The 21,183-nt window shown below is 36.9% G+C and carries 15 protein-coding genes and 1 tRNA gene; 10 read left to right on the top strand and 6 right to left on the bottom strand.

Features of this window, described 5'->3' with window-relative positions; translation table 11 throughout:
- Nucleotides 1-5 precede the first annotated feature (5 nt).
- Together LPC21_RS06820 and LPC21_RS06815 are read left to right on the top strand one after the other, a co-directional pair.
- Complete coding sequence (locus tag LPC21_RS06820; protein ID WP_229316414.1) at nucleotides 6-779, top strand: dienelactone hydrolase family protein; 774 nt, start codon at nucleotides 6-8, stop codon at nucleotides 777-779.
- Nucleotides 780-803: 24 nt separating this feature from the next.
- Nucleotides 804-1,823 carry a M28 family peptidase gene (locus tag LPC21_RS06815; RefSeq protein ID WP_229316413.1) on the top strand — a complete coding sequence of 340 codons (1,020 nt, stop codon included), beginning with the start codon at nucleotides 804-806 and terminating at the stop codon, nucleotides 1,821-1,823.
- Nucleotides 1,824-1,875: 52 nt separating this feature from the next.
- On the opposite strand, the gene LPC21_RS06810 is transcribed toward LPC21_RS06815, so the two are convergent.
- The 5 genes from LPC21_RS06810 to LPC21_RS06790 all read right to left on the bottom strand — a co-directional run bounded on the left by LPC21_RS06810 (nucleotide 1,876) and on the right by LPC21_RS06790 (nucleotide 5,188).
- Complete coding sequence (locus LPC21_RS06810; protein WP_229316412.1) at nucleotides 1,876-2,715, bottom strand: sulfurtransferase; 840 nt, start codon at nucleotides 2,713-2,715, stop codon at nucleotides 1,876-1,878.
- 92 nt (nucleotides 2,716-2,807) lie between these two features.
- Nucleotides 2,808-2,881, bottom strand: a tRNA-His gene (locus tag LPC21_RS06805).
- 75 nt (nucleotides 2,882-2,956) lie between these two features.
- Nucleotides 2,957-3,673, bottom strand: a complete 717-nt coding sequence (bshB1, locus tag LPC21_RS06800) for a bacillithiol biosynthesis deacetylase BshB1 (RefSeq protein WP_229316411.1) — start codon at nucleotides 3,671-3,673, stop codon at nucleotides 2,957-2,959.
- Between the two features lie 22 nt (nucleotides 3,674-3,695).
- Nucleotides 3,696-4,742: an isochorismate synthase gene (locus tag LPC21_RS06795; RefSeq protein WP_229316410.1), complete on the bottom strand. Its 1,047-nt coding sequence runs from the start codon at nucleotides 4,740-4,742 to the stop codon at nucleotides 3,696-3,698.
- Between the two features lie 14 nt (nucleotides 4,743-4,756).
- Nucleotides 4,757-5,188, bottom strand: coding sequence for a PaaI family thioesterase (locus tag LPC21_RS06790; protein ID WP_229316409.1), 432 nt, complete (start codon nucleotides 5,186-5,188; stop codon nucleotides 4,757-4,759).
- A 147-nt stretch (nucleotides 5,189-5,335) separates the two neighbouring features.
- Between LPC21_RS06790 and LPC21_RS06785 the strand changes: the two genes are divergently transcribed.
- Together LPC21_RS06785 and purL are read left to right on the top strand one after the other, a co-directional pair.
- Nucleotides 5,336-6,835, top strand: coding sequence for a right-handed parallel beta-helix repeat-containing protein (locus LPC21_RS06785; RefSeq protein WP_229316408.1), 1,500 nt, complete (start codon nucleotides 5,336-5,338; stop codon nucleotides 6,833-6,835).
- A gap of 84 nt (nucleotides 6,836-6,919) precedes the next feature.
- Nucleotides 6,920-10,573 carry a phosphoribosylformylglycinamidine synthase gene (gene purL / locus LPC21_RS06780; RefSeq protein ID WP_229316407.1) on the top strand — a complete coding sequence of 1,218 codons (3,654 nt, stop codon included), beginning with the start codon at nucleotides 6,920-6,922 and terminating at the stop codon, nucleotides 10,571-10,573.
- Nucleotides 10,574-10,612: 39 nt separating this feature from the next.
- Here purL and LPC21_RS06775 read toward each other — a convergent pair whose 3' ends face one another.
- A complete protein-coding gene (locus LPC21_RS06775; protein WP_229316406.1) occupies nucleotides 10,613-12,535 on the bottom strand; it encodes an LTA synthase family protein in 1,923 nt (640 codons plus the stop codon).
- Nucleotides 12,536-12,651: 116 nt separating this feature from the next.
- On the opposite strand from LPC21_RS06775, the gene LPC21_RS06770 reads away from it, so the two are divergent.
- The 6 genes from LPC21_RS06770 to LPC21_RS06745 all read left to right on the top strand — a co-directional run bounded on the left by LPC21_RS06770 (nucleotide 12,652) and on the right by LPC21_RS06745 (nucleotide 21,132).
- Complete coding sequence (locus LPC21_RS06770) at nucleotides 12,652-14,424, top strand: AMP-dependent synthetase/ligase (RefSeq protein ID WP_229316405.1); 1,773 nt, start codon at nucleotides 12,652-12,654, stop codon at nucleotides 14,422-14,424.
- A 126-nt stretch (nucleotides 14,425-14,550) separates the two neighbouring features.
- Nucleotides 14,551-15,018, top strand: coding sequence for a MarR family winged helix-turn-helix transcriptional regulator (locus tag LPC21_RS06765; protein WP_229316404.1), 468 nt, complete (start codon nucleotides 14,551-14,553; stop codon nucleotides 15,016-15,018).
- Nucleotides 15,002-17,392, top strand: coding sequence for a 3-hydroxyacyl-CoA dehydrogenase/enoyl-CoA hydratase family protein (locus LPC21_RS06760; protein WP_229316403.1), 2,391 nt, complete (start codon nucleotides 15,002-15,004; stop codon nucleotides 17,390-17,392). The genes LPC21_RS06765 and LPC21_RS06760 overlap by 17 nt, the downstream gene beginning before the upstream one ends.
- Before the next feature lie 52 nt (nucleotides 17,393-17,444).
- On the top strand, nucleotides 17,445-18,626 hold the full coding sequence (locus LPC21_RS06755) for an acetyl-CoA C-acyltransferase (RefSeq protein ID WP_229316402.1): 1,182 nt from the start codon (nucleotides 17,445-17,447) through the stop codon (nucleotides 18,624-18,626).
- 48 nt (nucleotides 18,627-18,674) lie between these two features.
- Nucleotides 18,675-20,465 (top strand): acyl-CoA dehydrogenase family protein, encoded by a 1,791-nt coding sequence (locus tag LPC21_RS06750; RefSeq protein WP_229316401.1) that lies wholly within the window; start codon nucleotides 18,675-18,677, stop codon nucleotides 20,463-20,465.
- Nucleotides 20,466-20,607: 142 nt separating this feature from the next.
- Nucleotides 20,608-21,132 carry a superoxide dismutase family protein gene (locus tag LPC21_RS06745; protein WP_229316400.1) on the top strand — a complete coding sequence of 175 codons (525 nt, stop codon included), beginning with the start codon at nucleotides 20,608-20,610 and terminating at the stop codon, nucleotides 21,130-21,132.
- Nucleotides 21,133-21,183: the final 51 nt, after the last annotated feature.

Below are 21,183 nucleotides of genomic sequence, written 5' to 3'. Positions count from 1 at the left end.
AAACAATGAAAATCTTCCAATACCTTCTATTAGGCGCACTCCTTTTCACGACTGGTGTATTCGCACAATTACAAGCAGTTCAGTACAAAGATGAAGCGCAAATTTTAAATGGTTTAGCCATCAAACCCAATAAAGCAACTGCTCAAAAACCAGGAATTTTGGTACTCCCAGCTTGGAAAGGAATCGATGCCCATGCCAAAGCTACTGCTGAAAAACTATCAAAATTGGGCTACTATGCTTTTGTAGCGGATATTTATGGAGAAGGAAATTATCCACAAACTACCGCTGATGCAGGTAAAATGTCTGGATTTTATAAAAAAAATACACTCTTATATCAAAAAAGAATCGAATTGGCTTTAGCGCAATTGATCCAATCGGGTGCCAATCCTGATAATATTGCGGTAATTGGTTTTTGCTTTGGCGGAACAGGCGCATTGGAAGCAGCTAGAAAAAATTTGAAAGTAAAAGGAGTGGTTTCTTTTCATGGAGGTTTGGGTAGAGATACTACACTCCCTATCAATCCGATCACTACCAAAGTATTGGCCTGTCATGGTGCCGATGATCCTTTTGTTTCTAAAGATGAAATTGCTGGTTTCCAACAAGAAATGCGCGATACTAAAGCCGATTGGGAAATGGTGTATTATGCCAATGCAGTGCATTCATTTACAGATATCGATGCCGGAAACGACAATTCAAAAGGAGCAGCTTACAATGAAAAAGCAGCAACTCGCTCTTTTGAGCATATGAAATTGTTCTTAAACGAAGTATTACTTAAATAATTAACTAACCAATTTTAAATTACAATGAAAAAAATTCTTTTTCTTTCCTTAATCGCTTTAGGATCTTCTTGTAAAAATGGGGCCTTGGTTGCGACTAAAAACGTTGACCCAACCCAATACATGAAAACGATTTCAGCAGACGATTTAAAAAAACACCTTTATATCATTGCTGCCGATTCTATGGAAGGACGTGAAACAGGTTCGACTGGCCAGAAAAAAGCAGGAAAATATTTAATTAGTCAATACCAACAAAATCAAGTATCATTCCCAAAAGGAGCATCTGATTTTTACCAAGTAGTTCCCGCTTCTTTTTTGAACAAAAAACGCAATAATAATTTACCAGATTCAGAAAATATTTGGGCTTTCATTGAAGGTTCAGAAAAACCAGAGGAAGTAATTGTCATCTCGGCGCATTACGATCATGTGGGTATAGAAAATGGTGACGCATTTAATGGTGCGGATGACGATGGGTCAGGAACTTCGGCATTATTAGAAATTGCACAAGCGTTCCAAACAGCAAAAAAAGCTGGACACGGGCCTAAGCGCTCTATTCTGTTTTTACACGTTACTGGTGAAGAGCATGGTTTATTAGGCTCTCGTTATTATTCTGAAAATCCATTGTTTCCATTAGCCAATACAGTTGCCGATGTGAATATCGATATGATTGGACGTCGCGATGCGTTACATGCCGACACCAACAATTACGTATACATTATTGGAGCCAATCGTTTGTCCTCTGAATTAGATCATATTAGCGCCACAATGAATCAGAAATATGTAGGTCTTGATTTGGATTACCGTTTTAACGACCCTAAAGATCCTAATCATTTTTACGAACGTTCTGATCACTACAACTTTGCAAAATTTGGAATTCCATCTGTATTTTTCTTTAATGGCGTTCATGCTGATTACCATAAAAAGTCAGACGAACCTAACAAAATCGAATACGATGCTTTAGAAAAAAGAACACAACTAGCTTTCGTTATAGCTTGGGAATTAGCCAACCGAAAAGACCGAATTGTTGTGGATGTGATTAAAAAATAATTTTAAGTATTTAGTAAAAGAAAAGCGCTTTGATAACTCAAAGCGCTTTTTTTTATATATCTGTTGCAATCTCTCTGTAATTCCTAGACCATTCGCTCCAAGAACCCACATACAATTTGGGTAATGGTAATTCGGCTATCGCTAATGCTAAAATTGTGTGACAAGCAGTTACTCCTGATCCACAATGTACTACTCTATTCTCGACAGGAATTGACCCGAGAGTATTTTGGTATTTGGTTTTTAACTCTTCTGACGACAAGAAAAAACCATGGTCGTCTAAATTAGCCATAAAAGGAATATTGGTCGCTCCTGGAATATGTCCCGCAACCAAATCAATTGGTTCTGCTTCGCCTTTAAAGCGATGCGATTCGCGAACATCAATTACTACAAAAGCATCTTGTTGAATCATTACATCCATTCCTTCTAAATCAATCGTTGGCCATTGCCAATTTTGAATAGGATATAATGGAGCTTTGTTCGGGATTTCGACAGCAGAACTAACTGGAAAACCCGCTTGAATTGCAGCTTGTATGCCACCACTCAACACTTGTACATTTTCGTGTCCTACGGAACGCAACATCCACCAAAATCGCGCAGCTGCATTGGCGCCATTTTTATCGTCATACACTACTACCCAAGTTTCGGTTATTATTCCTAAATCGGACATTGTTTTGGAAAACTCTACCGGAGATGGTAAAGGATGACGTCCGCCTACAGCAACATCTTCTTTGATATCCGCCAATTGCGTATTGACATCTACAAACAAAGCCCCTTCTAAATGGGATTGTTGGTAATTCTGAAAAGCAGTCGGACTATTAGTAGCGTCAACCAATACGATTGTATTGGTCTGTACTGCTTCAATTAATTGATTGGGAGTAATTATTGGATTCATGTCGGTAAAATTAATCAAGATAAACCTAACAAATATTTTTCGATTATAAGTACAAAAAAAGCCCCGAATTGCTTCGAGGCTTTTGCCTTTTGGGTGGATGACCGGGTTCGAACCGGCGACCCTCGGCACCACAAACCGATGCTCTAACCAGCTGAGCTACAACCACCATTTGTATAACGGGTGCAAATATAGCACAAATGTTCGCTTTCGCAAAGAAATTTTAAAAAAAAATAAAGCAATTTTAAATCAAATCTCCTAAGCTATTGACAGCCAAATACCTTTCGACAGTAAAACCTTCAGCATGCTCTACTCCTACCAATCGTCCTAAATCTCTTGAACGATAATTCAAACTTTCTAAAAAGTTTTTACTGGTTATTGGTGATTCCGGTTCCTTTGAATTTGGATCGTAAAATTGAGATTTATAAGCTAAAATGGAAGCGGTTTTTTTATCGGTGAAACCGGTTATATCAACAACAAAATCGGGTTTAATATCTTTCCATTGAATGTAATGATAGACTAGTTTTGGGCGCCAAGCTTGTTGCGCTTGTCCGTCCAATTGCGTTGCTATTTTCATCAAACCTGATAAAAAACAGGCATCTGAAACTAATTGACTGCCTTTAGCATGATCAATATGACGGTCGTCTATAGCATTACACAAAACTATTTCAGGTTGGTATTTGCGAATCATTTTTATTACTTCCAATTGGTGCGCTTCGTCATTGGCAAAAAAACCATCTCTAAAACGAAGGTTCTCACGTACTGAAACACCCAAGATTTGAGCAGAAGCATCGGCTTCTTGATCACGCAAATCAGCCGAACCACGCGTACCTAATTCGCCACGAGTCAAATCAATAATTCCGACTTTTTTGCCTAATGCAATTTCTTTTAAAATTGTCCCTGCGCAACCCAATTCAACATCGTCCGGATGTGCGCCAAAAGCCAGTATATCTAATTTCATCTTGATATTGTTTTTTGTAATTCTATAGTATTCGTTTCATCGTCATGGACTTATTCACACTTTCCTTCCATTCTTTTTCTGGATCGCTATCTTTGGTAATTCCACAACCCATATACAAATGTGCTTGATTGTTTTCAATTTGCATACAGCGCAAATTTACAAACAAATCCGATACAAAATCCCGATTCAATTCGCCTAAAAAACCAGTGTAAAAACTACGATTGTAATTTTCATTGGCTACAATAAAAGCTTTTGAAACCGATTTAGGCACGCCACAAACCGCCGGAGTAGGATGCAATAACTGAATCGCTTTTTGCAAATCTAAGGCAGGCCCAAAGTCACCCGAAATATCCGTTTTAATGTGCCATAGACTACCCGCTTTGACGCTGTAAGCATCGGAAACTTGAATTTGGGCACCCGAGTCCTTTAATTTGGAAACTATATAGTCAGTTACAAATTGTTGTTCTTCTTGTTCTTTTTGTGGCCAACTCACCGTTGCTTCACCTGTATCTTTTTGCGTTCCTGCCAAAGCCATTGTTTCAAACGAATTGGCAGTTGCTTTTAGCAATTGCTCTGGACTGGCGCCTAGCCAAGTACCGATTTTTGGATGATAGAAACAATACACAAAAGCCAAACGGTATTGGGCTACTAATTTTTTAAAAGTAGTACCCAAATCGAAATGTTCGAGAGTAACACTTTCCTTTCGTGCGACTACTACTTTTTGGAACTCTTTATTTTGTATAGCTTGAATCCCCTTACCTACCAAATCCTGAAAATTAGTTTGTGCAACTAAATCATTATCAGCAACCATCTCCTTATTCGAAAATGCTTCCGGGTTGGATAACCAATCTTCACTCCATTGTTCCGATTCCTTTTCAGGAATGAAATAGTTTTGAATTCCATCAAACGAAGCAAAAACAAAACCTTTCTCAGAAAAATCGTTTACTTCATACAAGGTATCATTTTGCTGAAACAAACCCAAAACAGTATCCGAATTCGGTTTGGAATACACCACAAAAGGTAAATTTTGTTGGTGCTGAAGAACGATCTTATCGACTAATGAAATCATGGGAATGTTTCTATTTATTCGATTTTTCGTTTTGGTAATACCATATTGGTCAATTTACAAAGGGAAACTAAACTTCCATTTTCATCCACAATTCGAATTTCCCAAAGGTGAATACTTTTGCCTTTATGAACAATTTTGGCGGTAGCCGTAACGATTCCGTTGCGTTTCGATTTTAAATGATTGGCCGCAATCTCGATGCCACGCACTTCGAATAAATCAGAATTAACAAACAACATTGATGCCGCGCTTCCTACACTTTCAGCCAAAGCTACAGTGGCTCCTCCGTGCAACAATCCCATAGGTTGATGTACCGAAGGATTCACAGGCATAGTAGCTACCAAGAAATCTTCCCCAGCATCTACATAGTCAATATTCAAAGTGCCCATTAAAGTGGTGTTTGCAAAACTATTGCAATAGTCTAGTATCTTTTGTTTGTCGAATGTCATACTCTAGTTTTTGAAGATGTAAAAATAGGATATAAATAATAAGTCCTAAAATAAAATGAGCTAAAGATGTTGGGTTTGAGGCCAAGAATCCAATTCTTTCCACAATAATTTTCTAATTATTCGTTATTTTTACCAAAAACTTACTTCATGCAACTGAATCGATTGTTATTTATTCTCGGAATCCTATTCACGGTTTGCGCCTGCCGTTCCGATTTTGAGACTGTTGCCAGCAAAGGAGATCTAGTTTTTTCACAAGACACCATTTTTTTTGATACTGTTTTTAGCACTATCGGTTCCAGCACTTTCCAACTCAAAGTATACAACAAAAGTAACCAAGACATTTCCATTCCTTCGATTCAATTAGGCAAAGGATTGAGTTCGAAATACCGAATGACGGTAGACGGTATGTCGGGTAATCAAGGCAAACTATTCCAAGACGTGACACTTTTGGCCAAAGACAGTCTCTATATATTTATCGAAACTACTGCCAATGCGGCTGATGCCAATCCAACCGATTTTCTGTACACCGACCAAATTCAATTTGGCAGCGGAGCCAACCTTCAAAAAGTGGAACTAGTAACTTTAGTCAAAGAGGCTGTTTTTCTTTTTCCAAAACGATTATCCAACGGAGGAAAAGAAACAATTCCCCTTGGAAACAAAATAGTAGAAGGTTTTTATTTGGACGATAACGAATTGCATTTTACCAACCAAAAGGCTTATGTGATTTATGGTTACGCTGCTGTACCTCTGGGAAAAACCGCCGTTTTTGATGCAGGAGCCAGAGTTTATTTTCACGCCAATTCGGGATTGGTTGTAGGTAATAATGCTTCTCTGCAAATCAATGGACGAAGTTCATCAACTAGCCAATTGGAAAACGAAATTGTTTTCCTAGGCGACCGACTTCAAGCTGACTACGCCAATGTGCCCGGGCAATGGGAAACCGTTTGGCTTGGCGAGTCAACCAATGTAAATATTGATCATTTAACGATTAAAAATGCATCTATTGGTTTGTTGATCCAAAATAACAATGGAACCTCAATTAACATCAAAAACACTCAAATCTACAATTCGGCTCACTATGGAATTTTAGCTCAAAACGGAAAAATAGTTGCGGAAAATCTGTTAGTTAACAATGCCGGAGAAGCCGCTTTAGCTTGTACTTACGGTGGGAATTACACCTTTACCCATTGTACTTTTAATAACAATTGGAATTCTCCCAATCAAATGGCAGTTGCCCTAAGTAATTTCAAATTAGGGGCTGTTCCAGAAACAAATGCATTAAGTAAAGCTACTTTCAACAATTGCATTATTTACGGCTCGTACACTAACGAATTGGAACTAAACAAAAAAACGGGAGCTGCATTTGAATACCAATTCAATAATTGTTTAATTAAATTGGATTCGAAATTCGCGGCAACAAATCCATTATATCAGTTTACTAATGATCCCACGCATTATAATAACATACTCTTGAATCAGGATCCAAAATTTCAAAGTAGTACTAAAAACAAACTCAATATTGATGCGACATCCGCAGCTTTCGCAAAAGGAAATGCTAGCTATCTCATTCCGTTTGATATTTTAGGAACAACCCGAACTTTACCACCAGATTTGGGTGCCTACCAAAGCAAACCATTTGTTAACTAATTTTTCATAAGTCTTTGCTTTTGATTCTTGCTCGAACTATTTATTTAAACTAAATTTGCATCGCAATACAACAAACTCAATACAATGATTCATTTCTTTGAAAACCAAAGTAAAACTGTTTTTGCCGTTCAAACGCAAAACGAAATTTCGGCTGAAGACATTTCAAAACTAAACTGGCTTTTTGCCGACGCGCATAAAATTGAGAAATCCGTACTAGCGGATTTTTTTGTTGGTCCCCGCGCCACTATGATTACGCCTTGGAGTACCAATGCCGTTGAGATTACTCAAAACATGGGGATTTCAGGAATCATTCGAATTGAAGAATTTTATCCAGCATCTGAAGATTTTACCGATTTCGATCCGATGCTTTCGCAAAAATACACCGAATTACACCAAGATATTTTTACCATCAATGTTACTCCAGAACCAATTTTGGAAATTGAAAATATTGATGCTTATAACAAAGTAGAAGGTTTGGCGTTAAGCCCAGAAGAAGTTGAATACTTGGATAATTTAGCTGCCAAATTAGGCCGAAAATTAACAGATTCTGAAATTTTTGCCTTTTCGCAAGCCAATTCAGAACACTGTCGTCATAAAATTTTCAATGGTACTTTCGTGATTGATGGTCAAGAAAAAGAAACGTCTTTATTCAAATTAATCAAGAAGACATCTCAAGAAAATCCAAACGATATTGTATCCGCTTATAAAGACAATGTGGCGTTTGTAAAAGGACCAAGAGTAACACAGTTTGCTCCAAAAAGTGCTGACAAACCCGATTTTTACGAAGAAAAAGAATTTGATTCGGTACTTTCATTAAAGGCCGAAACACATAATTTCCCAACAACTGTAGAGCCATTCAACGGAGCTGCTACTGGTTCGGGAGGAGAAATTCGTGACCGTTTGGCCGGTGGTCAAGGTTCGTTGCCCTTGGCAGGAACAGCGGTATATATGACTTCGTATTCTCGATTGGAAAACAATAGAAATTGGGAAAATGGGGTTGCCGAAAGAAAATGGTTGTACCAAACTCCCATGGATATTTTAATCAAAGCCTCGAATGGAGCTTCTGATTTTGGAAATAAATTTGGACAACCGCTGATTACTGGTTCCGTTTTAACCTTTGAACACGAAGAAAACAACCGCAAAATTGGGTACGATAAAGTGATCATGCAAGCGGGCGGAATTGGTTATGGAAAATTAGATCAAGCGATCAAACACAAACCACAGGAAGGTGATAAAATTGTTATTCTTGGAGGTGAAAATTATAGAATTGGAATGGGCGGTGCTGCGGTTTCCTCTGCAGATACTGGCGCTTTTGGTTCAGGAATTGAATTGAACGCCATCCAACGTTCGAATCCAGAAATGCAAAAACGTGCTGCCAATGCCATTCGTGGTTTGGTCGAAAGCGACTCCAACCCTATCGTTTCGATTCACGATCACGGTGCGGGTGGACACTTGAACTGTCTTTCAGAATTAGTAGAAGAAACTGGAGGTTTAATTGATTTGGACCAATTACCTGTAGGAGACCCAACACTTTCTGCAAAAGAAATTATTGGTAACGAATCCCAAGAGAGAATGGGATTAGTTATTGGAAAAAAAGACATTGACACCTTACAACGCATTGCCGATAGAGAGCGTTCGCCAATGTACCAAGTGGGAGATGTGACTAACGACCATCGTTTTACTTTCGAATCTAAATCTACAGGATTAAAACCTATGGATTATGCTTTGGAAGATTTCTTTGGAAGTTCGCCAAAAACCATCATGACAGACAAAACGGTTACGTATAACTATAAAAACGTTCAATACGATACGACGCAATTTACTTCCTATTTAAAAGAAGTATTGCAATTAGAAGCAGTAGCTAGTAAAGACTGGTTGACGAATAAAGTCGATCGTTGTGTAGGTGGAAAAGTAGCCAAACAACAATGTGTTGGACCCTTACAATTGCCTTTGAACAATTGCGGTGTCATGGCTTTGGATTATAATGGAAAAGAAGGAATTGCCACTTCAATTGGACATGCTCCCATTGCTGCTTTAATTGATCCCGTTGCTGGAAGTAGAAACGCGATTGCAGAGTCTTTATCCAATATTGTTTGGGCACCAATCAAAGACGGATTAAAAGGAATTTCATTGTCAGCCAACTGGATGTGGGCCTGTAAAAACGAAGGAGAAGATGCGCGTTTGTATGCTGCGGTGGAAGGTTGTTCGGAATTTGCCATCGAATTAGGAATCAATATTCCAACTGGAAAAGATTCGCTTTCGATGAAACAAAAATACCCTAACGACGAAGTAATTGCGCCTGGAACTGTTATCATCTCTGCAGGTGGAAATTGTACCGATATTAGAAAAGTAGTGGAACCTGTATTACAAAAAGACGCGGGTTCTATTTATTATATCAATTTGTCGCAAGATGAATTCCAATTAGGTGGTTCTTCATTTGCACAAATATTAAATACGATTGGTTCTGAAACTTCAACTATAAAAGATGCGGCTTTCTTCAAAAAAGCATTCAACACAGTTCAAGAATTAATTAGCGACAACCAAATTGCAGCAGGACACGATATTGGAAGCGGTGGATTAATCACTACGCTTTTAGAACTTTGTTTTGCCGATGTGAATTTAGGAGCACAATTGGATTTTAGTGCTTTCGCAGAGAAAGACTTAGTTAAGATTCTTTTTGCTGAAAATATTGGAATAGTACTTCAAGCCAAATCGGATGCTGCAGTAGAAGCGAAATTAAACGCCAATCAGATTGAGTTTTTCAAAATTGGAAACGCAACCAATACAGCTACTTTAGAAATAGCCGATTGGAAATTAGACATTGCAGAATACCGCGATGTTTGGTTTACAACTTCGTATTTGTTAGACCAAAAGCAAGCTAAGAACGGAACCGCAAAAGAGCGTTTCGACAACTATAAAAATCAAGCACTTCAATTTAGTTTTCCAACTCATTTTACGGGTAAAAAACCAATTGTAGATGCGAGCAAACCACGTCCAAAAGCCGCTATTATTCGTGAGAAAGGAAGTAACTCTGAACGTGAAATGGCCAATGCCATGTATTTAGCTGGATTTGATGTGAAAGACGTACACATGACCGATTTGATTTCGGGTCGTGAAACTTTAGAAGATATTCAGTTTATTGGAGCCGTTGGTGGTTTCTCTAACTCCGATGTTTTAGGGTCAGCTAAAGGTTGGGCCGGGGCCTTTTTATACAATGAAAAAGCAAAAACAGCTTTAACTAATTTCTATAAAAGAGAAGATACTTTGTCTGTAGGAATTTGTAACGGTTGTCAATTGCTGATGGAATTGGAATTAATCAATCCAGAGCACGAAGTACACGGAAAAATGCACCACAACAACAGTAATAAACACGAAAGTATTTTTACTTCGGTGAAAGTTCAAGAAAACAAGTCCGTTATGCTTTCTAGTTTAGCTGGTAGCACTTTAGGAGTTTGGGTATCGCATGGTGAAGGAAAATTCAATTTACCAATGGGAGAAGAAAACTATAATATTGTTGCCAAATACGGTTACGAAGGTTATCCAGCCAATCCAAATGGTTCAGACTACAATACGGCTATGCTGTGTGATGCTTCAGGTCGCCACTTGGTCATGATGCCGCATATTGAACGTTCTATTTTTCAATGGAACTGGGCTAATTATCCAAAAGATAGAAATGACGAAGTTACTCCTTGGGAAGAAGCCTTTGTCAATGCTAGAAAATGGATTGAAAACAAATAAAAAAAAGCGACCAAATGGTCGCTTTTTTTATCTCAATTATCAATGCTCTGCTAATTTTTTATCCATCACCCTTGCCATATAATCTTGCAGATAGGCTTTGCATTTCAACTCAATTTGATTCATTTCAGGATTCCTTTTGGCAATCAAATTATACTTTAAATCTTTATCGTTTTTGGCATAAAAACCAATTACTTTATTTCCATCAAAAGTACAGCTATAATTACCGCTCATGAATTGGTAGAGATTAGAAGAATAACGAATTACGAAGGGTTGAATTTGCTTATCTCCTACCAAACTCCTACCCCAGCTTCGAAACGGTTTTTCATAACCAATCAGGTCTAAGATAGTTGGATACAAATCAATTTGCTGTGCGTATGTAGTTGATTCACCATTTAAATTGGAATTGGGTTTGTAGATCATCATCGCGACCACATTCTTATTCATTTCTTTCTTGTACTCATCATAAAAAATAGTATTTCCATGATCGCCTACAAAAACAAAAATGGTGTTCTTAAACCAGGGTTGCTTCTTGGCTGAAGCGAAAAACTGTTGCAACGCAAAATCGGTATACCCAATACATTGATGGATATTAACATCGCCTTTTGGAAACTTCCCTTTGTATTTTTCAGGAACTTGATAAGGCTCATGAGAAGTAACTGAAAATAAGGTAGCCATAAACGGCTGTTTTTCTTTGCTAATTGTAGTATTGAAATATTGAAAAAATGGCTCATCCCAAATACCCCACACACCATCAAAATCGTCATCGTTATTGTATTCATTTTTGCCATAATAATGATCAAAGCCTAAGATGTTAGCATAACCTAAAAATCCCATAGAACCATTAGGCGCACCATGGAAAAATGAAGTAGCATATCCTTCACTTTTTAAAGTAGAAACTAACGATTCCGTTTTTTGTTTAGGATAAGGTGATGACGTAAACGCGTCTTTAAAAGAAGGGATTCCAGCCAAAACAGATGACATGGCATGAATCGATTTATATCCATTTGCATAGGCATTGGTAAAAATCAAACTGTGTTGCGCTAATGAATCTACAAAAGGCGTATATCCTTTGTAATTGGGGATTTTTGTATTTTTATTAAACGACCCAAAATATTCTTTGGCATTACTTTCCAAAATAAAGATCACCACATTGGGTTTTGATTTTGGGTTGTTTTTATACTGCTTTATGGGTTGAACCAAGGTATTTATTGTCGTTTCATCGACAAAATGCATTTTCTTAAAATTGTTGCTAAACAATGTTCGAATCAAAGCAAAAGGGGTATTCAAAACCACATCGGCTTGGGACACATTTTTCACATCACGACTGGCATCAATTAAATTAATTGGTCGGGTACTCTTTTTAAAATCACCTCGAATACCTCCAATAATCAAAGTAACAATTACTAAAAAACTAACCACTGATGTACCAAAATAAGTAATCCCTTTATGAGACGATTCATTTTGTAAAGACACTTTTTTGTACAGGTAAATCCATGCATAAGAAACTACAAAAAACAATACGAATACATGCCAATAATGAAACAAGAAATTTATCAGCAACAAAGATTTATTACTTTCATGTTTCAAAGAATCTAAGGCTGCAATAGTGGATCTTCCAAAATTGAAACGGTAATATATAAAATCAACATAATTAGTAGCATAACCCAAAAGATTCAGAATGAAGTACAAATAAAATAAGAATCCTTGGTACTTTTTACTGTGATTAATTCGCAAAGGAAGAATTGAAAACACAATAAACAACAAATTCAAATACAAGATAGACGCCGTGTCAAAGGTCAAACCATGGTAACACATACTAACAATATCTGTAACTCCATCAATTTGAATTAAATTCCGATTGTAAAAAAAGAATAACAAACGAGCAATAGTATAAAAAACATACGCTAGTAAAATCCTGTAGAATACTACTTTATACTCCTCAAATCTTGGAAATCGTTTCATATTGGTTTTAAAAAATTCAATGGACAAAATTAGCTAATTCAAACAAAGAATTTTAAATTATAAATAAATATTGCAAATCAGTTTAAATTAATTAATTTGCATCAAATTTTTACCAAATGATTTCAATTACACGACTTTTTGACTTCCCCTACTATCAGCTAGAAAACTTTACTATTTCTGATGCTTTAGTGACCAAACAAGATGGGAAATGGATCAAAACATCTACCCAAGAATATATCGCTAAAGCAAATGCTATTTCAAGAGCTTTAGTACAAATAGGAGTTCAAAAAAATGATAAAATTGCCATCATTTCTTCTAATAATAGAACAGAATGGAACATCATGGATATTGGAGCGCTTCAAACTGGCGCACAAACAGTTCCTATTTACCCTACTATTTCAGAAGAGGATTATGAATACATTCTGAATCATTCTGAATCTTCGTATTGCTTTGTTTCTGACGAAGACGTTTTACGAAAAGTAAATGCCATTAAATCCAATGTTCCAACCTTAAAAGAAGTCTATTCTTTCAATACCATTGAAGGATGTAAACATTGGACTGAATTATTGGAATTGGGTAAAGACGAAGCCAATCAAAAGGATGTTGAAGAACGTAAAAATGGAGTTCTTCCCTCAGATTTAGCAACAATAATTTATACTTCTGGAACCACTGGAAGACCTAAAGGCGTTATGCTTTCTCATAACAATATTGTTTCCAACGTAATTAATAGTGCCCCTAGAATTCCATTTGAAAAAGGAAAAAGTCGTGCCTTAAGTTTTCTTCCTGTTTGTCATATTTTCGAACGAGTGATTTTGTATTTGTACCAATATTATGGTGTATCCATTTACTTTGGGGAATCAATCGATAAAATTAGTGACAATATAAAAGAGGTAAAACCAAATGTTATGTCGGCTGTACCTAGATTACTTGAAAAAGTATATGATAGTATTATTGCAAAAGGAACGCAGTTAACTGGTATCAAAAAGAAACTTTTCTTTTGGGCGATCGACTTAGGATTGCGTTTTGAGCCTTATGGCGCAAATGGTTGGTGGTATGAGTTGCAACTTAAAATGGCTAGAAAACTAATTTTTAGTAAATGGAAAGAAGGTTTGGGGGGTAATTTAGACCTAATGGTTTCTGGTAGTGCCGCATTACAAACTCGACTAACTCGTGTTTTTGCTGCAGCAGGAATTCCCGTAATGGAGGGTTATGGTTTAACCGAAACTTCTCCGGTTATTACAGTAAACGATATGAGAAATTTCGGTTTCAGAGTAGGAACAGTAGGAAAAGTTATTGATGGATTAACAGTCAAAATTGCCGAAGATGGTGAAATTCTTTGCAAAGGTCCCAATGTAATGATGGGGTACTACAAAGATGAACAACTTACTTCAGAAGTAATGACGGATGATTTTTTCCACACCGGTGATATCGGTGAATTTGATAACGATGGGTTCCTTAAAATTACAGATCGTAAAAAAGAAATGTTCAAAACCTCTGGTGGAAAATACATTGCACCGCAGTTAATTGAAAATACAATGAAACAATCTCGTTTTATAGAACAAATTATGGTGATTGGCGATGGCCAAAAAATGCCAGCTGCTTTCATTCAGCCTAGTTTTGATTTTGTAAAAGAATGGGCTAAAATTCATAAAATTAATATTGGAACTACCAATGCTGAAATTATTTCTAGTACTAAAGTAATTGAACGAATTCAAGAAGAAGTCGATCAATTGAATGAGAAATTTGGAAATTGGGAAAAAATAAAACGTTTTGAATTGACTCCTGATGTATGGAGTATTGAAGGAGGACATTTAACGCCAACTCTTAAATTGAAACGAAAAGTAGTCATGGAAAAATACAAGGATTTATTCAATAAAATATACAACTAGAATTCGATTTCAAAATTTAAAACTCCCAATGTAATTCATTAGGGAGTTTTTTTTTTGAAAAATAATTATTTTTATTATGCGTGCATAGTATTTATTTCTTACATTTGATTCGTTAGACCGAATGATATGAAAGATAAAACTATAGATTATGTGCTCCGAGCAACCTGGCAAGCAGTTTCTAGAATGTACAATGAGGAGGCCGCTAAATATGGTGCCACTATGGCAACAGGATTTGTTTTACTTAGCATTGACAAAGATAAAGGAACACCTTCTACGACTTTAGGACCTAAAATGGGAATGGAAGCAACGAGTCTAACCCGCACCCTAAAATCAATGGAAGAGAAAGGATTAATCATCCGTAAAAGAAATCCATTTGATGGTCGTGGTGTCTTAATTTACCTGACCGATTTGGGCAAAGAAAAACGAGAACTTTCAAAAAACACGGTGCTTAAATTTAATGAAACAATTAAACAACATGTTTCTCAAGAAAAACTGAAACATTTCATGGAAGTGTCTGATGCAATAAATGAGTTAATACAAGATAAAAATATATTTAATCAAACAGATTTAATAAACGATGAAACGAATCATTAAAAAAGTAGCAGTTGTAGGATCTGGAATAATGGGTTCTGGAATTGCCTGTCATTTGGCTAACATTGGATTAGAAGTACTCCTTCTTGACATCGTACCAAATGCATTGACTGAGGTAGAAGAGAAAAAAGGATTGACATTAGAGAGCAAATTGGTACGAAATAGAATAGTCAATGACCATTTAGCCAATGCTTTAAAATCAAAACCCTCTCCTATTTATCATGCCAAATTTGCTAATCGAATCTCAACCGGAAATACAACAGATGATATGTCCAAAATTGCTTCTTGCGATTGGATTATTGAAGTAGTTGTAGAACGTTTGGATATCAAAAAATTAGTTTTTGAACAAATCGATAAATTCAGAAAACCTGGAACTTTAGTTACTTCAAATACTTCTGGAATTCCAATCCAATTCATGAGCGAAGGAAGATCAGATGATTTTCAAGCTCATTTTTGTGGGACACACTTTTTTAACCCAGCACGTTACCTTAAATTATTCGAAATTATTCCTGGACCAAAAACCAATCCGGAAGTGTTGGATTTCTTAACTGAATATGGTTCTAAATTTTTAGGAAAAACTTCGGTTGTTGCCAAAGATACACCTGCCTTCATTGGAAACCGTATTGGGATTTTTGGTATCCAAAGCTTGTTCCATTTAGTGAAAGAAATGGGATTGACTATTGAAGAAGTAGATAAATTAACCGGACCTGTAATTGGTAGACCAAAATCGGCTACTTTCAGAACTGTCGATGTAGTTGGTTTAGATACTTTGGTTCATGTAGCCAACGGATTGTATCAAAACTGCCCTAATGACGAAGCACACGAATTGTTCCAATTGCCTGATTTTATTTCCAAAATGATGGAAAATAATTGGTTAGGTAGTAAAACTGGGCAAGGTTTTTATAAAAAAGAAGGAAAAGAAATCTTATCCTTAGATTTAAATACATTAGAATATAGAGCTTCAAAAAGAGCTTCATTTGCTACTTTAGAATTAACAAAAACCATCGATAAACCTATTGATCGTTTCAAAGTGTTAGTAAAAGGAAAAGACAAAGCAGGTGAGTTTTACAGAAAAAACTTCGCAGCTATGTTTGCTTATTGTTCAAACCGAATTCCTGAAATATCAGACGATTTTTATAAAATAGACGATGCCATGAAAGCTGGTTTTGGATGGGAAAATGGTCCATTCGAAATTTGGGATGCCATTGGTGTTGCTAATGGAATCGAATTAATGAAAGCCGAAGGCTATGAACCGGCTGCATGGGTTAACGAAATGATAGCTTCAGGCAACTCTAGTTTTTACACTGTAAAAGAAGGCGCTACATATTATTATGCTATACCTTCAAAATCACAAACTAAAATCCCTGGTCAAGATGCCTTTATCATTCTAAATAACATTCGCGAAAGCAAAAAAGTATGGAGCAACAGTGGAGCCATTATTCAGCACTTAGGTGACGGAATTTTAAACCTAGAATTCCAATCCAAAATGAATACCATTGGCGGAGATGTTCTGCAAGCCATCAATAAAGCTATTGATTTATCTGAAAAAGAATACAATGGACTGGTCATTGGAAATCAAGCGGCTAATTTCACTGTGGGTGCCAATATCGGAATGATTTTCATGATGGCAGTCGAACAAGAATACGACGAATTGAATATGGCGATCAAAATGTTCCAAGACACGATGATGCGCGTGCGTTACTCAGCAACTCCTGTAATTGTTGCTCCTCACGGAATGACATTAGGAGGTGGTTGCGAAATGACCATGCACGCTGACCGAGTGGTTGCTGCAGCTGAAACCTATATTGGATTAGTGGAATTTGGTGTAGGTGTGATTCCTGGTGGTGGTGGATCTAAAGAAATGGCCTTACGTGCTTCCGATTTATTTCACAAAAACGACGTAGAACTAAACGTATTACAAGAATATTTCCTAACCATTGGAATGGCAAAAGTAGCGACATCTGCCTATGAAGCTTTTGATATGGGTGTATTACAAAAAGGGAAAGACATAGTTGTAGTCAATAAAGACCGCCAAATTGCAACTGCCAAACAGGTGGCGCTTCAAATGGCAGAACAAGGTTATACTCAACCAATTCAAAGAAAAGATGTAAAAGTTCTAGGAAAACAAGCACTTGGAATGTTCTTAGTGGGAATTGACCAAATGCAAGCTGGAAAATACATCTCTGAACACGATCGTAAAATTGCCAACAAATTAGCCTATGTTATGGCGGGCGGTGATTTATCTGAACCAACTTTAGTTAGCGAGCAGTATCTTTTAGATATTGAACGTGAAGCTTTCTTGAGTTTATGTACCGAAAGAAAAACATTGGAAAGAATCCAATTCATGTTAACTAAAGGAAAACCGCTTCGTAATTAATAATCTAATGTAATAACACAGATTGATTATTTGTGTTCCAAAAATATAAAAGATGAAAACAGCATATATAGTAAAAGCATACAGAACGGCAGTTGGTAAAGCACCAAAGGGTGTATTTCGATTCAAAAGACCCGATGAATTGGCTGCAGAGACCATTCAATTCATGATGAATGAATTGCCTGATTTCGACAAAACCCGAATCGATGATGTGATGGTAGGAAATGCCATGCCGGAAGCTGAACAAGGTTTAAATGTAGGCCGATTAATTTCATTAATGGGATTAAAAGTAACCGATGTTCCTGGTGTAACCGTCAATAGATATTGTGCCTCAGGTTTGGAAACCATTGGAATGGCTACTGCCAAAATTCAAAGTGGTATGGCCGATTGTATAATTGCAGGTGGTGCTGAAAGTATGTCGTTTATTCCGATGGGAGGTTACAAACCAACACCGGATTACGCCGTTGCCGCAGCAGGAAATGAAGATTACTATTGGGGAATGGGTCTAACGGCTGAAGCAGTTGCAAAACAATACTCGATTTCTCGAGAAGATCAAGATAAATTTGCTTATCATTCCCACCAAAAAGCTTTGAAAGCCCAAGCTGAAGGAAAATTTGACAACCAAATTGTACCAATAACTGTAGAACAAACTTTCATCAATGAAAACGGAAAGAAAGAAACCAAATCGTATACAGTTACTAAAGATGAAGGCCCAAGAGCAGATACTAATATAGCTGCCCTAGGTAATTTAAAACCCGTTTTTTCAGCAGATGGTAGTGTAACCGCTGGAAACTCTTCGCAAATGAGTGACGGAGCCGCCTTCGTCCTGATCATGAGCGAAGAAATGGTTAAAGAATTAGGAGTAACACCAATCGCACGATTAGTGAATTATGCCTCAGCTGGTGTAGAACCTAGAATTATGGGAATCGGTCCAGTAAAAGCCATTCCGAAAGCCTTAAAACAAGCCGGATTAACATTAAACGACATAGATTTAATTGAATTAAATGAAGCCTTTGCTTCCCAATCTTTAGCTGTTGTTCGCGAATTGGATTTGAATCCTGACATCGTCAATGTGAATGGAGGTGCTATTGCACTAGGCCATCCGCTGGGTTGTACAGGAGCCAAATTATCGGTGCAATTATTTGACGAAATGAAACGTCGTGGCAGCAAATATGGAATCGTGAGTATGTGTGTAGGAACAGGTCAAGGTTCAGCTGGTATTTACGAGCTATTATAAAATAAACTATCAAGATTATAAATCATCAACAATAAAAAACATAAAACAATGGAAGATATTACCAGAGGTGGACAGTTTTTAGTAAAAGAAACAAAATGTGAGAACATTTTCACACCCGAAGATTTTTCAGAAGAACAAATCATGATGCGAGATTCTGTAAAAGAATTCGTTGATAAAGAAATTTGGCCACACAAAGACCGTTTTGAAAAGAAAGATTACGCTTTAACCGAAGAAACCATGCGTAAAGCCGGTGAAATGGGTTTCTTGAGCATTGCTGTTCCAGAAGCCTATGGCGGGATGGGAATGGGATTTGTAGACACCTGTTTGGTTTGCGATTATATTTCCGGAGCTACAGGTTCATTTTCAACTGCTTTTGGAGCTCACACCGGAATTGGAACCATGCCAATAACTTTATATGGAACTGAAGAACAAAAACAAAAATACGTGCCAAAATTAGCTTCTGGCGAATGGTTTGGCGCTTATTGTTTGACAGAACCTGGTGCAGGAAGTGATGCCAATTCTGGAAAAACCAAAGCAGTCTTGTCTGAAGACGGAACGCATTACAAAATTACAGGACAAAAAATGTGGATTTCCAATGCTGGATTTTGTTCGCTATTCATCGTTTTTGCCCGAATTGAAGATGACAAAAACATTACAGGATTCATCTTAGAAAACACTCAAGACAACGGAATCTCTTTCGGAGAAGAAGAACATAAACTAGGAATTAGAGCTTCCTCTACGCGTCAAGTATTTTTTAACGAGACCAAAATTCCAGTTGAAAATATGTTGTCAGAAAGAGGTAACGGTTTTAAAATAGCCATGAATGCCTTAAATGTTGGACGTATAAAACTAGCTGCAGCTTGTTTAGATGCACAACGTCGTGTTACCTCTAACGCTATCAGTTACGCAAATGATAGAGTACAATTCAATACGCCTATCGCAAGTTTTGGTGCTATTCGTGCCAAATTAGCCGAAATGGCCACCTCAACCTATGCAGGTGAAAGTGCTACCTACCGTGCTGCTCAAGATATTGAAACCCGAATTAAAATTCGTGAAGCAGAAGGAGTTTCGCATCAAGAAGCGGAATTGAAAGGTGTGGAAGAATTTGCTATCGAATGTTCCATTCTTAAAGTAGCCGTATCCGAAGATGTTCAACATTGTGCCGATGAAGGAATTCAGGTGTATGGTGGAATGGGATTTTCTGAAGATACCCCAATGGAATCAGCCTGGAGAGATGCTCGTATTGCGCGTATTTACGAAGGAACAAACGAAATTAACAGAATGCTTTCTGTTGGAATGTTAATCAAAAAAGCCATGAAAGGCCAAGTAGATTTATTAGGTCCTGCCATGAAAGTACAAGAAGAATTAATGGGTATTCCTTCTTTTGATTCACCCGATTATTCCGAATTATTTTCGGAGGAAAAAGAAATGATTGGCAAATTGAAAAAAGCCTTTTTGATGGTTGCGGGTGGTGCTATTCAGAAATTCGGAACCGATTTAGAAGCACACCAACAATTATTAATGGCTGCTGCAGATATGTTGATTGAAATTTATATGGCGGAAAGTACAGTATTACGTACAGAGAAATTAGCCAAAAAACAAGGTGAAACGAATGTTCAAGAACAAATTGCAATGGCAAAATTGTACTTGTATCAAGCAGTTGATATTGTAACTCAAAAAGGAAAAGAAGGTATTGTTTCTTTTGCTGAAGGCGATGAACAACGCATGATGTTAATGGGATTACGCCGATTTACAAAATATACCAACATGCCTAATGTAGTTGGTTTAAGAGAAATCATTACGGCAAAATTAGTTGCCGAAAACAAATATTGCTTTTAAGCAGAAAGATAGTTTTTAGTTTGAATTTAATTTGTTTTAAAAACCGTTCTGATTTTTTTCAGAGCGGTTTTTATATTTTAAGATTATATTGAATATATTTCTACTAATAGATGTAACTTTATCCTAATAAAAAAACATAAAAATGAAAAAAATAGTAGTATCCATTCTTGTTATTGTAGCTGTTATTATTGGCTGCAAAACAGCTAATTCAAATAATGAAAAAAAATTAGCTTTGAATTTTGAACCCAAAAGTAACAGTACTGTTTCAGGAACTGCCACTTTTATTGAAAAAAATGGGAAGGTTATTTTTGAAGCCAAATTATCCGGGTTAAAACCTGGTGTTCATGCCATTCATATCCATGAAAAATCAGATTGTTCATCCGCTGATGGAAGTTCAGCAGGTGGCCATTGGAACCCTACCTTTAAAAAACACGGTAAATGGGGAGAAGGTGAATACCATAAAGGCGATATTGGAAACTTCACAGCAGACGAAAATGGAAATGGAACAATCACTTTAACTACTCAAGAATGGTGCATTGGATGTGGAGATCCTGCTAAAGATGTTTTGGGAAAAGGTTTGATAGTACATCAAGGTGCCGATGATTTTGTAACGCAACCTACAGGGAATTCTGGTGCTCGTTTAGCCTGTTCCGCCATTATTAAATAGCATTAATTCAATTTCAATTAAAACCGTTTTGTAGGCATTTACAAAACGGTT

The organism is Flavobacterium ammoniigenes (assembly GCF_020886055.1).
Taxonomy (GTDB): domain Bacteria; phylum Bacteroidota; class Bacteroidia; order Flavobacteriales; family Flavobacteriaceae; genus Flavobacterium; species Flavobacterium ammoniigenes.
Note: the sequence above shows the minus strand (reverse complement) of the source record. Positions and strands in the feature narration are given on the sequence as shown.